This window comes from Pseudomonas sp. PvP089 (assembly GCF_017875165.1).
In the GTDB taxonomy this organism is placed as follows: Bacteria; Pseudomonadota; Gammaproteobacteria; order Pseudomonadales; family Pseudomonadaceae; genus Aquipseudomonas; species Aquipseudomonas fortuita.
On the sequence record NZ_JAGGME010000001.1, the window covers coordinates 3,199,613 to 3,213,219 of the forward strand.

A 13,607-nucleotide genomic window follows, 5' to 3' on the forward strand; every position below is an offset into this window, starting at 1 on the left:
ATGGGCCCCTTGTTCGCAAGGCTGGTGGACTCCAGTGACCCTGCACTCATGCGCCAGGCGCTGGCCTGGCTGTATGGTTTCGTGCGCCCGCATCAACGTGCCATCGGCCTGTTGCTCGGCTTGTCGCTGGGCGCCTCGCTGCTGGCGCTGGCACAGCCCTGGCTGGTCAAGACGCTGATTGACGAGGGGCTGCTGGCCAAGGATTACCAGACCCTCTGGCACATGGCGGCGATCATGATCGGCGCGGGCCTGTTGGGCACGGTGCTGGCCGGGGTCAACCGCTACCTGCACACGCGGCTGTCGGGGCGCATCCTGTTTGCCCTGCGTGATGACCTGTACCGGCACCTGCAGCAGTTGTCGCCGACGTTCTATGGGCGGCGGCGCATGGGCGACATTCTTTCGCGGCTGGATGGCGATGTGGCAGAGATCCAGCGCTTTGCCGTGGATTCGCTGTTCTCGGCTGTATCCGCCGTCATTGGCCTGGTGGGCGCGGTGGCGTTGATGCTGATGCTGTCATGGCAGCTGTCGCTGTTGCTGGCGCTGCTGGTGCCGATCGAGGTGCTGTGGCTGCGCTGGATGCGGCGCAAGGTTGAGCGCGAGGTGCGCAGCCTGCGCGAGCGTTCGGCGGATGTGTCGTCGTTTTTGGTCGAGACCTTGCCGGCGATGAAGTTCATCCAGGCGGCCGGCCAGCAAAGCCGCGAGGCAGGGCGCCTGGACGCACTTGGCCAGGGCTACATGCGTCAGCTGCTGAAAGTGCAGGTGACCGAGTTCTTCACCCAGGCCATCCCCGGCACGCTTACCTCCTGGTGCCGCGCTTGCGCGTTTCTGGTTGGCGGCTGGTGGGTGATTCAGGGGACCTGGCAATTGGGCGCGCTGATCGCATTTTCCACCTACATGGGCATGGCAGTCGGCCCGGTGCAGAGCCTGCTTGGCCTGTACGTGGCGGTGCAGCGCATGGCGGTGAGCCTGGGGCGGGTGATGGAGCTCAAGCGCGAGGCCGTGGCCGTGCGCCCGGCCGCCCACCCGCAGCCCATGCCCGACGGGCCTGGCGAATTGCGCCTGGAGGCGCTGAGCTTTGCCCATGAAGGGCGCCAGGGCGCCGTGCTGAGCAATGTGCAGGTGTGCGTGCCGGGCGGGCTCAAGGTGGCCATCAGGGGGGCTTCGGGGGTGGGTAAGTCGACCCTGATCGACCTGCTGCAACGTTTTTATGACCCGGACGCCGGGCGTATCCTGCTGGATGGCATCGACTTGCGCGACCTGGACCTGGCTGCGCTGCGTCGACGCATCGCGGTGGTCAGCCAGGACATCGTGCTGTTCCGTGGCACCCTGGCGCAAAACCTGGCCTACGGTGTGCCCGAAGCCAGCCGTGCAGAACTGGAGCGCGTAGTGCGCCTGGCGCGACTGGATAGCCTGGTCGAAAGCCTGCCGTTGGGCCTGGACGGCCTGTTGGGCGAGCGTGGCCAGCAGTTGTCTGGTGGGCAAAAGCAACGCATTGCCATTGCCCGCGCAGTGCTGCAGGCCCCGGCGATTCTGGTGCTGGACGAGGCCACCTCGGCGGTGGACGAAGCCACCGAGCGCGAGGTGATCGCGGCCATTGACCAATTGTTCGCCGGCCGCACCCGGATCCTGATCAGCCACCGTGCGTCGACACTGGCCGATGCCGACCTGCACTTGCAACTGCATGATGGCCAGCTACAGGCGCTGGCGCAGGAGGCGGTCAAACATGGCCACTGACGTGCGCGTTGGCATCATCGACAGTGGCTGCTCGCCGGAGCAGGCCAGCGGTTTGCTTGGCTCCCGGCGTTTCTGGCTGGAAGACGGCCAGCTGCGTGAAGGCGAGAGGCTGCCCGACCTGCTAGGGCATGGCAGTGCAGTACTTGCAGGCCTGCGACGCGAAGCTGGCCCCGTGCCGTTGCTGGTGGCGCAGGTGTTCAGCGATCAGGCCAGCACCAGTGCCTTGCAGGTGGCGGCCGCACTGCTGTGGCTGGTGGAGTCGGGGGCAACGCTGGTCAACCTCAGCCTCGGCTTGCAGCAGGACCGGCCTGTACTGCACCAGGCTTGCGCTGAGGCCTTGGCTGCGGGTGTGCTGTTGTGTGCATCCAGCCCGGCACAGGGTGGGCCGGTGTACCCGGCCAGCTACCCCGGGGTGCTCCGGGTTACCGGTGATGCCCGTTGCGCGCCCGGCCAGTGGTCCTGGCTTGGCACCCGGCAGGCGGACTTTGGCGGTTACGTCGGGGCTGGTAGCAGGGCAGGCGCGAGTTTGGGCTGTGCAGCCTTGAGCGGCAGGATCGCGGCGCTGATGCATGAGGAGCCGGGTATGAACCGTCAGCGGGTGCACGACTGGTTGCGCAGCAATGCCGCATTCACCGGTCCGGAGCGACGAGGTGCCAGCCATGACTGAATCGCGCATTGTGGTACTGGGCGCCGGCCCTGCGGGGGCCGCCACGGCCATCGGCTTGCGGCGCCTGGGCTATGCGGTCACTGTGGTGTCGCAGTGGCGCCGGTTCGCCGCGGTCGAAGGTGTTTCTGTGCGGGTATTGGAGGGCTTGCGCCACGCAGGCCTGGGCGGCGCCTTGAGCCAGGCAGCCATGCCGGCCACCCGGCAGGTGCACTGGAACGGCCAGCACCTGCAAATGAACCAGGAATTTTTGCTGGATCGGCAACGGTTTGACCGGGCGCTGCGCGACGACCTTCAGCGTGCAGGTGTAAGCGTGGTTGAGGGGCGGGTGCGCGAGGTCACGCATGAGGGCAATCATCAAGTCCGTCTGGATGATGGGCAAGTCCTGATCGCTGATTTTCTCGTCGAGGCTCGAGGGCGTCAGGCACCGCTGGCTGCGGACCGCCTGCGCGGGCCGGAAACGGTCAGCCTGCTCAACGTCTGGCAGGGTAGCCCTGGGGCGCCTGCCTCGGCAGTGGAAAGCCTGGAGGATGGCTGGGCCTGGATGGCCCGCCTGGAAGATGGCCGCTGCTACTGGCAAGCCACCCTGGACGCCGGTGGGCTGCCGGGCAAGCTCGGATTGGCAGATTACTGCGCGGCGCGGCGTGCCAGCAGCACGCTGGTGGCCGAGCTGTTCGATGAGAGGGCGCGGGTGCCAGTACAGGTGCATGCGCGCAGCAGTACGGCGATTTTGGCGGGCGAATGTGTCGGGCAGGACTGGATACGGGTGGGTGATGCGGCGATGGCGGTTGACCCGCTGTCGGGCAATGGGATCTTCCAGTCGCTGTCTTCGGCGTTACAAGCACCGGTGGTAATCAATACGTTGCTGCGCAGGCCTGAACGGGCCGAGTTGGCGTGCCAGTTTCACCAGCAGCGGGTCGAGCAGCTGTTCTTGCGCTTTGCCCGTATCGGGCGGGATTTCTACGGGCAGGAGCAGGAGCGGGCGGGGCACTCGTTCTGGGCCAGGCGCCAAAGCTGGCCGGATGCGCAGCCACTGCATCAGGCGGCTGACCGGCAGGCCGTACGGGTTGAGCGGCGGCCGGTGCTGCGGGACGGTCTGGTGGAGGCGGCCGAGGTGGTGGTAACGCCGGATCAGCCGTTGGGGGTGTGGCATTTGCAGGGCGTGGAGTTGGCGCCTGTACTGCGGGAAATACGTAGTGGCCGGCCTGTTGAGGCAGTGTTGTCGGGGCTTGCGGGTGAACAGCAGAGGATGGTGCGGCGGTGGCTGATGGAGCAGGGCTTGGCTTGAGATTGCCGGGGCTGCAAAGCAGCCCCAGAATCTTGAATCAGAAGAAGGTCCCGACCACCAGTTGCATATAGGTCCCGGTGTCCGTCCCACCCAGCTGCGTACCGCCATTGGCCGCACTGCGCTCAGGCTTGTAGAACCCCACCAGCGGGCTGATCAGCAGATGGTCGTTGACCATCCATTCGACATACAGGTCCAGCTCCCGCCCGCCGAGGTTGCCCTGGTCGGTGTCCAGCGTATCGAAGTCGAAGTACAGCGCGCCGACGGTCAGGTTGTCCCGTGGCTTGCCTTTCAGCGCCACGTGGTGCACCTGGCTGTTCTTGTTGAACGGCCCGGCATAGTTGGCTGCCACCTCACCCTGGAACCAGGTGCCATAGCCCCGGCTCAGGCCGTAGAACAGTGGGTCGAATCCTTCCGAGAAGCGGCTGTAGCGGTAGGTGGCGGTGGGGGTCCATGGTAGCTCGGAGAAGGTCCAGTTGCCCTCCAGGTACCAGGCATTCTCGCGCCCGCCGGTCTTGTCCTGGGTGACGTATTCGCCCGCCAGCTCCAGGTCTTTCACGCCCAGGTTGCCCCGCCCGCGCAGGCTGGCGGTGTCCATGCCGTCGCGGTGTTGCAGGCCCATGATCTGCGCGTAACGCTGGTCCACGTCCAGGCCGCGGATCCAGCTCAAACCCACCGTGCCGGCATCGGTGACGTGTTCCAGGTTGGCTATCGCAAGGGAGGTGTCGGCCTGGTAATGGTTATCGGACTTCAGCCACATCAGGTCGCCGCGCCAACCCTGTTTGCCGCCCAGGCGCAGCACGGCGGTGCGGTCGAAGGCTTTGCGTGCGGCCAGGTAGTAGGCACCACCGCGGTCGAAGTTGGCGCCCAGGTCGGCCTTGCCCAGGTTCACCGGGTCGCCCTGGATCAGGAAGCCGTCACCCAATGTCACCACCTGGCGGCCACCGGAGATGTCTACCCCGTCTTCGCCCAGGGCCGGGAACAGGTTGGCCGAGCGCCAGCCCAGGTACAGGTCTTCGATGGCGGTGCGGCGCTCATCGCCCAAGGTCAGGCCGGCGGCGTCGCCATCGCCCCAGGTGGCGGAACTTAGCAGGTTGAAGGCGCCGTAGAGGGTGCCGCTATCGGCCAAAGCCTGGCTGGCGCTGAGGCCGTACTTGACGTAACCCTCTTGCCAGGCGGTGCTGCCTGGTTGGCGGTTGCCGGCCTGATTGAAGCTTTCGTCGCTGTGGAAGGCGCCGAACAGGGCTTCGAGGTCGGCGTTGAGGGTGGTGCCGTTCTGGTTGTACAGCGCGTGGGCCTGGCTGGCGGGTGCGGCGAGCAGCAGGGCCAACGTGCAGGCGAGTGAGTGCCTCATGGGGTGCTCCATGGTTTTTTGTTGTTGTTTTGGGTTGCCTGGGGTGGCCTCTTCGCAGCACAAGGCTGCGCCTACAGGGACCGGGTGCGCTTGTAGGCGCAGCCTTGTGCTGCGAAGAGGCCACCCCAGGCAGAAGATCAGAGCTTGATCAACACCGACTTCAGCTCGGTGTAGTGCTCGATGGCCGCTGCGCCCATCTCACGACCCACGCCAGACATCTTGTAGCCACCAAACGGCAGCGCCGGGTCCAGCGCGCTGTGGCAGTTGACCCACACTGACCCCGACTTGATACGCGGGATCATGCGGTGCACAGCAGCCAGGTCGTTGGACCAGATGCTCGCACCCAGGCCGTAGGGGTTGTCGTTGGCCATGCTGATCACTTGGTCGATATCGTCGAATGGCATCGCTACCAGCACAGGCCCGAAGATTTCTTCCTGCACCAGGCGGTGGCGCTGGTCGACATCGACGATCACTGTTGGTTTGACGAAGTAGCCCGGCCCAAAGCCTTCGCCGCCACAGGCAATGGTCGCACCCAGCTCGCGACCAAGTTCGATATAGCCGGTGACGCGGTCCTGCTGCTTGGCCGAAATCAACGGCCCCATCTGCACGGCCGGGTCCAGCCCGTTGCCCAGCTTCATGCCGTTGGCGATGCCGGCGATGTCGGCCACCACGTTGTCAAAGTGCTTGCGGTGCACGTACAGCCGCGAACCCGCGCAGCACACCTGGCCCTGGTTGAAGAAGATCGCCGTGGCAGCGCCGGCAGCGGCTTCCTGCAGGTTGGCGTCCGGCATCACGATGGTCGGCGACTTGCCGCCCAGCTCCAGGGTGACGCGGGTCATGTTGTCCATGGCCGCCTTGCCGATCAGCTTGCCGACCTCGGTAGAGCCGGTGAAGGTCAGCTTGTCTACGCCGGGATGGCGGCTGAGGGCTGCGCCGGCATTCAGGCCGGTGCCGGTGACCACGTTGAATACGCCTGCCGGGTAGCCGGCTTCATCTACCAGTTCCGCCAGCTTCAGCACACTCAGTGGGGTTTCGTCTGCGGGCTTTAGCACGAGGGTACAGCCGGTGGCCAGGGCCGGACCAAGCTTCCAGCAGGCCAGCAGCAGCGGGAAGTTCCAGGCGACGATGGCACCGACCACGCCGACCGCCTCACGGCGCACGAAGCCGTGGAACTGGTCGTTAGGCATCAGCGGCATGGAGGCTTCGACGGTGCTACCCTCGATCTTGGTAGCCCAGCCGGCCATGTAGCGCAGAAAGTCGATGGCCAGTTGCACGTCCATCACCTGCGCTACCGCGGCGCTCTTGCCGTTGTTCAGGCATTCCAGTTCGGCCAGCTGGCGAGCGTCGCGCTCCATCAGGTCGGCCAGGCGCCACAGCAGGTTCTGACGCTCGCGTGGGCGCAGGCGGCTCCACGGCGAATCGTCGAAGGCCTGGCGTGCCGCGCGCACGGCGCGGTCGACATCCTCGGCGTCGGCGGCGGGCACTTCACCCAGCACTTCGCCGGTGGCCGGGTTGCGGAACGACAGGGTGCGACCGCTGGCGGCATCCTGCCAGTCGGCGCCAATGCGCATCTTCAGTTTGCGTTCGAGAAAGGCGCGGGTGGCGGGCAGGATGGGCAGTTCACAAAGCATGGGGCTGTGCCTCTTGTCATTGGGTGTGAAGGGCACTGGCGCAATGGGCGTGCCAAGGTGGGCAGATGCCAGCAAGGCATTGAGTTGACTGGGTTTTGCCGTGATGCAAGGCTCGGATTGCAGGCGTGCGTTGTTGCACATTGAGACGGTGTGAGACCGTGGTGAAACAGTGGTTTCAAGGGCCAATCGCCGGCAAGCCAGCGCCTGCAGGTACAGCGCAGGTCTTCAAGGCAATGGTTAACCTGTGGGAGCGGGCATGCCCGCGAAGGCCTGCATGGCAGGCCCCTGTCTCAGGATGAAACACTCTGTCGCGAAATGGCACGCTGCAATTGGCCATCCTTGCTGCTGGCCAACCCCAGCAAACTGCCTAAGGGGTTGAAAGGCCACGCGTTTACTGCAACTGGCACAGTTCCTGTATCACCTCTGTCACATGCACACCTGCTGTACCAAAGCGTGCGAAAAACGATAAGAACAACAACCGTGGAGGTCTGACCTTGAAGACGACTCGACTCCGGCGGCATGCGGGCAAACTGGCGCTGGTCGCCGCCGCGCTGCTGAGCACCCAGGCCATGGCGGCCGAGCAGGGCCCGAGCCTGTTGCAGAACAAGTGCATGGGGTGCCATATCCCCGAAGGCAACGATACCTACAGCCGTATCAGCCACCAGCGTAAAACGCCAGAAGGCTGGCTGATGAGCATCGCCCGCATGCAGGTGATGCACGGCCTGCAGATCAGCGACGACGACCGTCGCACGCTGGTCAAGTACCTGGCCGACAAGCAGGGCCTGGCGCCCAGCGAAACCGATGGCGTGCGCTACGCCATGGAGCGCCGGCTGAACACGGTCGAGCATTTCGACACCCAGCTCAGCGAAACCTGTGGCCGTTGCCACTCTGGGGCTCGCGTCGCCTTGCAGCGCCGCCCGGCCAAGGAGTGGGAGCACCTGGTCAACTTCCACCTTGGCCAGTGGCCGTCCCTCGAATACCAGGCCCAGGCGCGGGACCGCGACTGGCTGCCGATTGCCCTGCAACAGGTGGTGCCGGAACTTGCCAAGCGCTACCCGCTGGACAACCCGGCCTGGGCTGAATGGCAGCAGGCAAAACCGAAGGCCGACGTGCTGCCGGGGCAGTGGGCGTTCAGCGGCCATATGCTGGCCAAGGGCGATGTGCGCGGTGTGATGAGCGTTTCGGCCGGGGAGGGCGACACCTTCAAGGTCGAGGTCAAAGGCGCCTATGCCGACGGTACACCTTTCAACGGTAGCGGCTCGGCGATCCTGTACAACGGCTATGAATGGCGCGGCAACGTCAAGGTTGGCGACACCCACCTGCGGCAGGTATTCGCGGCGCTGGATGGCGAAATGAAAGGCCGCATGTTCGAGGCCGAACACGACGAGCGTGGCCTGGACTTCACGGCTGCCAAGGAAGGCAAGACGCGGCTGCTGGCGGTGCAACCGGCCTTCATCAAGGCGGGTGGCGAAAGCGAGATCACCCTGGTGGGCAGCGGCCTGGAGGGCAAGCCTGACCTGGGTGCCGGGGTGGAAGTGACCGAAGTACTGGAGCAGACCCCGACCCTGGTACGGGTCAAAGCCCGCGCTGCAGCCGGCGCCAAGCCTGGCCAGCGCGAGGTTGCGGTGGGGGCGCTCAAGGGCGTGAGCCTGGCGGTGTACGACAAGGTCGAGGAAGTGAAAGTCGTGCCGGCGTTCTCCATTGCCCGCATCGGTGAAAACGGCGCTTCGGTGCCCAAGGTGCAGGGCCGCTTCGAGGCCGAAGCCTGGGGCAAGGACGCCAGTGGCCAGCCGCTGCGCATCGGCTATCTGCCGGCCACGTGGAAGGTCGAGCCATTCAATGAACGTGCGGTCGAGGACGAAGACGTCAAGTTCGCCGGGCAGATGCAGGCCGATGGCGTGTTCGTGCCAGGCGGCGCTGGCCCTAACCCTGAACGCAAGATGATGACCAACAACGCGGGCAACCTGAAGGTCATCGCCACGCTGGCCGACGGTGGCCAGACGGGCGAAGGGCACATGATCGTCACCGTTCAGCGCTGGAACAACCCACCGCTGCCGTAACGGCAGGGTGCAACGGTTTTCCAACGGATCGATTACCGGGAGGTCGCCATGGGCGCACTACTGAACCTGGTCGAACGCAACCTGCATGAAGTGCAGGTAGATGCCGACCGCATGCTGTTCCACATCCCCAGCAGTTCGCTGTTCACCGCCGACGCGGTGACCGGGGGCATCATCGACACCTTGCGCCAGCAAGGCTGTTCGGCCGAGGAGCTGATGCAGCGCCTGGGCCAGCAGTTTGCCGGCAACGATATCCAGGACACCCTGCGCGAGCTGATCGCCCTGGAGCTGGTCAGCGACGGCTCGCCGCTGACCGCGGAAATCGGCGTCAAGCGGGTCGAGCGCACCGCGCTGAATACCGTGGTGCTCAACGTCAACACTGGCTGCAACCTCAGCTGCACTTATTGCTACAAGGAAGACCTGGACAAGCCATCTGCCGGCAAGAAGATGAGCACCGCCACCGCCGAAGCTTCGGTGGAAATGCTGCTCAAGGAATCGCCTGACGAGGAGCGCTACAGCGTGGTGTTCTTCGGTGGCGAGCCCTTGTCCAACCGGCCACTGATCGAACACATGGTGGGCTACTGCGAGCGGCGTTTCGCCGAGGCGGGCAAGCAGGTGGAATTCATCATGACCACCAATGCCACGTTGCTGACCGAAGAGATCGTCGATTGGCTCAATGCCCATCGGTTCGGCCTGTCGATCAGCATCGACGGCCCCAAGACCGTGCACGACCGCAACCGCATCACGGTGGGCGGGCAGGGCACCTATGACGTCGTGCGGCGCAAGGCCGACATGCTGCTGTCGCGTTACAACAGTCGGCCGGTGGGGGCGCGGGTGACCTTGACCCGCGGCATCACCGATATCGAGACGATCTGGAACCATCTGTTCAACGAAATGGGCTTTGCCGAAGTCGGCTTTGCCCCGGTCACTTCCGGCGACATGGCGGACTTCAACCTTACCGGCGAAGAACTGGTTGAGGTCTTCGCCAACATGAAGGCGCTGGGGCGCCGCTACCTGGACGCCGCGCTGGAACACCGCAATATCGGTTTTTCCAACCTGCACCAGCTGATCACCGACATCCACGAGGGCCACAAGAAGGCCCTGCCATGCGGTGCCGGGCTGAAAATGCTGGCAGTGGACCATGAAGGCGAGCTGAACCTGTGCCACCGCTTCACCGGTTCCAGCCTGCCGACCTTCGGCAACGTGCACCAGGGCGTCAAGCAAGTGGAGCTGAACGACTTCCTGTCGCAGCGTCTGGACCGCAGCAACACCGGCTGCGAAAGCTGCCGCATCCGCAATCTGTGCTCTGGCGGCTGCTACCACGAAAGCTACGCCCGCTACGGCGACCCGCAGCACCCGACTTACCACTACTGCGAACTGATGCGCGACTGGGTCGACTTCGGCATCGAAGTCTACAGCCGCATCATGGCCGCCAACCCGGCCTTCATCGACCGCTACATCACCCCGCGGAAGGCGCACTGACATGAAGCACTTGAAGCCCCTGAACAACAAGGCGCGCATCCTTGAACAGGCCGCTGCCGAAGACCGCATCGAAGAAGTCATGGCCATGAGTGCGGTGGCCGGCTGCACGGCCACCACCGACCCGGGTTGGGAAGTGGATGCCTTTGGTGGCGTGAGCTCGCTGTGCCAGCCGATGGAGGCCGACCTGTATGGTTGCTCCGACCCTTGCTGGTGGCCGGCCCAGGTGCCGGACATGATGAGCACCTACCAGGACTGGAACGCCCAGGCGACCAACTCGGCGGAAGACTGGCGCAACCTCGGCACTGTGTTCCCGAAAGACAAGTGACCGGCCCAACAAGAATGACAAGGGGAAACCGCATGAAAGCTGGACGCTGCGCGCAATTCGCGCTCACCCTCGCCGCCACGGCCTGCGCCGGGCTGGCTCAGGCTGACGACACCGGGCCTGCGCTGAAGGCTGGCCACGAATACATGATCGTGACCAACTACCCGAACAACCTGCATGTGGTCGATGTGGCCAGTGACACGGTGTACAAAAGCTGCCAGATGCCCGACAAGTTCGGCCCTGGCACCGCGATGATGGCGCCGGACAACCGAACCGCCTACGTGCTCAACAACCATTACGGCGACATCTACGGCATCGACCTGGACACCTGCAAGAATACCTTCCGGGCCAACCTGTCCAGCGTGGCGGGAGAAGTGGGCCGGTCGATGTACTCGTTTGCCATCAGCCCTGATGGCAAGGAGGTGTACGCCACGGTCAACCCGACCCAGATGCTGAACGACCATTACGTGGTCAAGCCGCCACGGCTGGAGGTGTTCAGCACCGACGATGGCCTGCAGGCCAAGCCGGTGCGCACCTTCCCGATGCCGCGCCAGGTGTACCTGATGCGTGCCGCCGATGATGGCAGCCTGTTTGTCGCAGGGCCGGACATCTACAAGATGGATGTGAAAACCGGCAAGTACACGGTGGCCTTGCCGCTGCGCAACTGGAACCGCAAAGGCTACAGCGCCCCGGACGTGCTGTACTTCTGGCCGCACCAGAGCCCGCGTCACGAGTTCACCATGCTGTACACCATTGCCAGGTTCAAGGATGACAAGCAGGACCCGGCCACGGCCGAGCCGCTGTATGGCTACCTGAGTGTCGACCTGAAGACCGGCAAGACCCACACCCAGGAATTTGCCGACCTGACCGAGCTGTACTTCACCGGCCTGCGTTCGCCCAAGGACCCGAACCAGATCTACGGCGTGCTCAACCGCCTGGCCAAGTACGACATCAAGCAGCGCAAGCTGATCAAGGCGGCTAACCTTGAGCACACTTACTACTGCGTCACCTTCGACAAGAAGGGCGAGAAGCTGTACCTGGGCGGCACCTTCAATGACCTGGCGGTGTTCAACCCGGATACGCTGGAAAAGGTGAAGAACATCAAATTGCCGGGTGGCGACATGTCCACCACTACGCCACAGGTGTTCATCCGCTAGAGCCAGGGTGGATTTACTGGCCGCTTCGCAGCACAAGGCTGCTCCTACAGGACACCGTGTTCCCGTGTAGGAGCAGCCTTGTGCTGTGAAGAGGCCGGCCCAGCCCCCACAAAAACAACAAGAGAGTGCCCATGCCCCAGCCAAGCTACTCCCAGGGCAATCCAGACAAAGCCCTGCTTACCCAATGCATTGGCGATGCCTTCGACGCCACCGTCGCCCGCTTTCCCGACCGCGAGGCGCTGGTGGTGCGCCACCAGGCCCTGCGCTACACCTGGCAGCAACTGGCCGAGGCCGTCGACCAGCACGCCCGCGCGCTGATGGCACTGGGCGTGCAACCCGGTGACCGGCTGGGTATCTGGGCACCCAACTGCGCCGAGTGGTGCATCACCCAGTTCGCCAGCGCCAAGGTCGGCGCGATCCTGGTCAACATCAACCCGGCCTATCGCTCCAGCGAACTGGACTACGCCCTCGGCCAGGCCGGCTGCCGCTGGGTGATCTGTGCCGACGCGTTCAAGACTTCCGATTACCATGCGATGCTGCAGGGCCTGGTCCCTGGCCTGGCCAGCAGCCAACCGGGCGCGCTGACCTGCGAGCGCTTCCCCGAGTTACGCGGCGTGGTCAGCCTGGCTGCCTCGCCACCACCGGGCTTTCTGGCTTGGCACGCCTTGCAGGCGCGTGCCGAGTCCGTCAGCTGCCAGGCCTTGGTCGAACGCCAGGCGCAGCTGCGCTGCGACGACCCGATCAACATCCAGTACACCTCCGGCACAACCGGTTTTCCCAAGGGCGCCACCCTCAGCCACAGCAATATCCTCAACAACGGCTACATGGTGGGTGAAAGCCTGGGCCTGACCGAGCACGACAGGCTGGTGGTGCCGGTGCCGCTGTATCACTGTTTCGGCATGGTCATGGCCAACCTTGGCTGCATGACCCACGGCAGCACCCTGATCTACCCCAGCGATGCCTTCGACCCGCTGGCCACGCTGCGTGCGGTGGCCGAGGAAAAGGCTACCGCGTTGTATGGCGTGCCGACCATGTTCATTGCCGAGCTGGACCACCCGCAACGCAGGGAGTTCGACCTGTCGAGCCTGCGCACCGGGATCATGGCCGGCGCCACCTGCCCGATCGAGGTGATGCGCCGGGTGATCGGCGAAATGCACATGGCCGAGGTGCAGATTGCTTATGGCATGACCGAGACCAGCCCGGTGTCGCTGCAGACCGGGCCCGACGATGACCTGGAACGCCGGGTGACCAGTGTCGGCCGTACGCAGCCACGGCTGGAGAACAAAGTGCTGGACGCCGACGGCAATACCGTACCGCGTGGGGAGATAGGCGAACTGTGCACCCGCGGCTACAGCGTAATGCTTGGCTACTGGAACAACCCCAAGGCCACGGCCGAGAGCATCGATGAAGACGGCTGGATGCACACCGGCGACCTGGCGGTAATGGATGAACAGGGCTATGTGCGTATCGTGGGGCGCAGCAAGGACATGATCATTCGCGGCGGTGAGAACATCTACCCGCGCGAGCTGGAGGAGTTCTTTTTCACCCACCCGGCGGTGGCGGATGTGCAAGTGATTGGCGTGCCGTGCAGCAAGTACGGCGAAGAGATCGTGGCCTGGGTGCGCCTGCACCCGAGGCATACCGTCAGTGAAGACGCGCTGCGTGAGTGGGCGAGGGCGCGGATTGCGCACTTCAAGGTGCCTCGGTACTTCCGCTTTGTCGACGAGTTCCCGATGACGGTGACCGGCAAGGTGCAGAAGTTCAGGATGCGCGAGATCAGTGTCGCGGAGTTGTCCTCCCGATAACCATCACCCCTCAGCTACGCGGACCTTTGTAGGAGCGGCCTTGTGCCGCGAAAGGGCCGCACAGCGGCCCCAGCAATTTATGCATCACAGCTGAAATCCCGGGGCCGCTTCGCAGC

10 protein-coding genes are annotated in these 13,607 nt (G+C 64.5%); 8 read left to right on the forward strand and 2 right to left on the reverse strand.

The features are described 5' to 3' along the window. Genes J3A71_RS14675 through J3A71_RS14685 form a run of 3 tightly spaced genes read left to right on the forward strand, consistent with a single transcriptional unit; the run spans position 1 to position 3,686 of the window. Complete coding sequence (locus tag J3A71_RS14675) at positions 1-1,734, forward strand: ABC transporter ATP-binding protein (RefSeq protein ID WP_095115273.1); 1,734 nt, start codon at positions 1-3, stop codon at positions 1,732-1,734. After that, on the forward strand, positions 1,724-2,401 hold the full coding sequence (locus J3A71_RS14680; RefSeq protein WP_096426134.1) for a peptidase S8 and S53 subtilisin kexin sedolisin: 678 nt from the start codon (positions 1,724-1,726) through the stop codon (positions 2,399-2,401). Before J3A71_RS14675 ends, J3A71_RS14680 begins: the two co-directional genes overlap by 11 nt. Further along, positions 2,394-3,686, forward strand: a complete 1,293-nt coding sequence (locus J3A71_RS14685; protein ID WP_096426133.1) for a tryptophan 7-halogenase — start codon at positions 2,394-2,396, stop codon at positions 3,684-3,686. Before J3A71_RS14680 ends, J3A71_RS14685 begins: the two co-directional genes overlap by 8 nt. Positions 3,687-3,723: 37 nt before the next feature. Here J3A71_RS14685 and J3A71_RS14690 read toward each other — a convergent pair whose 3' ends face one another. After that, positions 3,724-5,037 carry a hypothetical protein gene (locus tag J3A71_RS14690; protein ID WP_060517932.1) on the reverse strand — a complete coding sequence of 438 codons (1,314 nt, stop codon included), beginning with the start codon at positions 5,035-5,037 and terminating at the stop codon, positions 3,724-3,726. A gap of 137 nt (positions 5,038-5,174) precedes the next feature. Then, positions 5,175-6,668 (reverse strand): aldehyde dehydrogenase family protein, encoded by a 1,494-nt coding sequence (locus J3A71_RS14695; RefSeq protein ID WP_095115277.1) that lies wholly within the window; start codon positions 6,666-6,668, stop codon positions 5,175-5,177. A gap of 494 nt (positions 6,669-7,162) precedes the next feature. Between J3A71_RS14695 and peaA the strand changes: the two genes are divergently transcribed. The 5 genes from peaA to J3A71_RS14720 all read left to right on the forward strand — a co-directional run bounded on the left by peaA (position 7,163) and on the right by J3A71_RS14720 (position 13,491). Then, positions 7,163-8,728, forward strand: a complete 1,566-nt coding sequence (peaA, locus tag J3A71_RS14700) for a quinohemoprotein amine dehydrogenase subunit alpha (RefSeq protein WP_096426132.1) — start codon at positions 7,163-7,165, stop codon at positions 8,726-8,728. Positions 8,729-8,776: 48 nt separating this feature from the next. Then, entirely contained in the window at positions 8,777-10,207 is a 1,431-nt protein-coding gene (gene peaB, locus J3A71_RS14705; RefSeq protein WP_016487328.1) for a quinohemoprotein amine dehydrogenase maturation protein, read from the forward strand. A gap of 1 nt (position 10,208) precedes the next feature. Further along, positions 10,209-10,532: a quinohemoprotein amine dehydrogenase subunit gamma gene (gene qhpC / locus J3A71_RS14710; RefSeq protein WP_016487327.1), complete on the forward strand. Its 324-nt coding sequence runs from the start codon at positions 10,209-10,211 to the stop codon at positions 10,530-10,532. 32 nt (positions 10,533-10,564) lie between these two features. Next, a complete protein-coding gene (gene peaD / locus J3A71_RS14715; RefSeq protein WP_096426131.1) occupies positions 10,565-11,686 on the forward strand; it encodes a quinohemoprotein amine dehydrogenase subunit beta in 1,122 nt (373 codons plus the stop codon). A 131-nt stretch (positions 11,687-11,817) separates the two neighbouring features. Then, positions 11,818-13,491 (forward strand): fatty acid CoA ligase family protein, encoded by a 1,674-nt coding sequence (locus J3A71_RS14720; RefSeq protein ID WP_096426130.1) that lies wholly within the window; start codon positions 11,818-11,820, stop codon positions 13,489-13,491. Positions 13,492-13,607 lie beyond the last annotated feature (116 nt).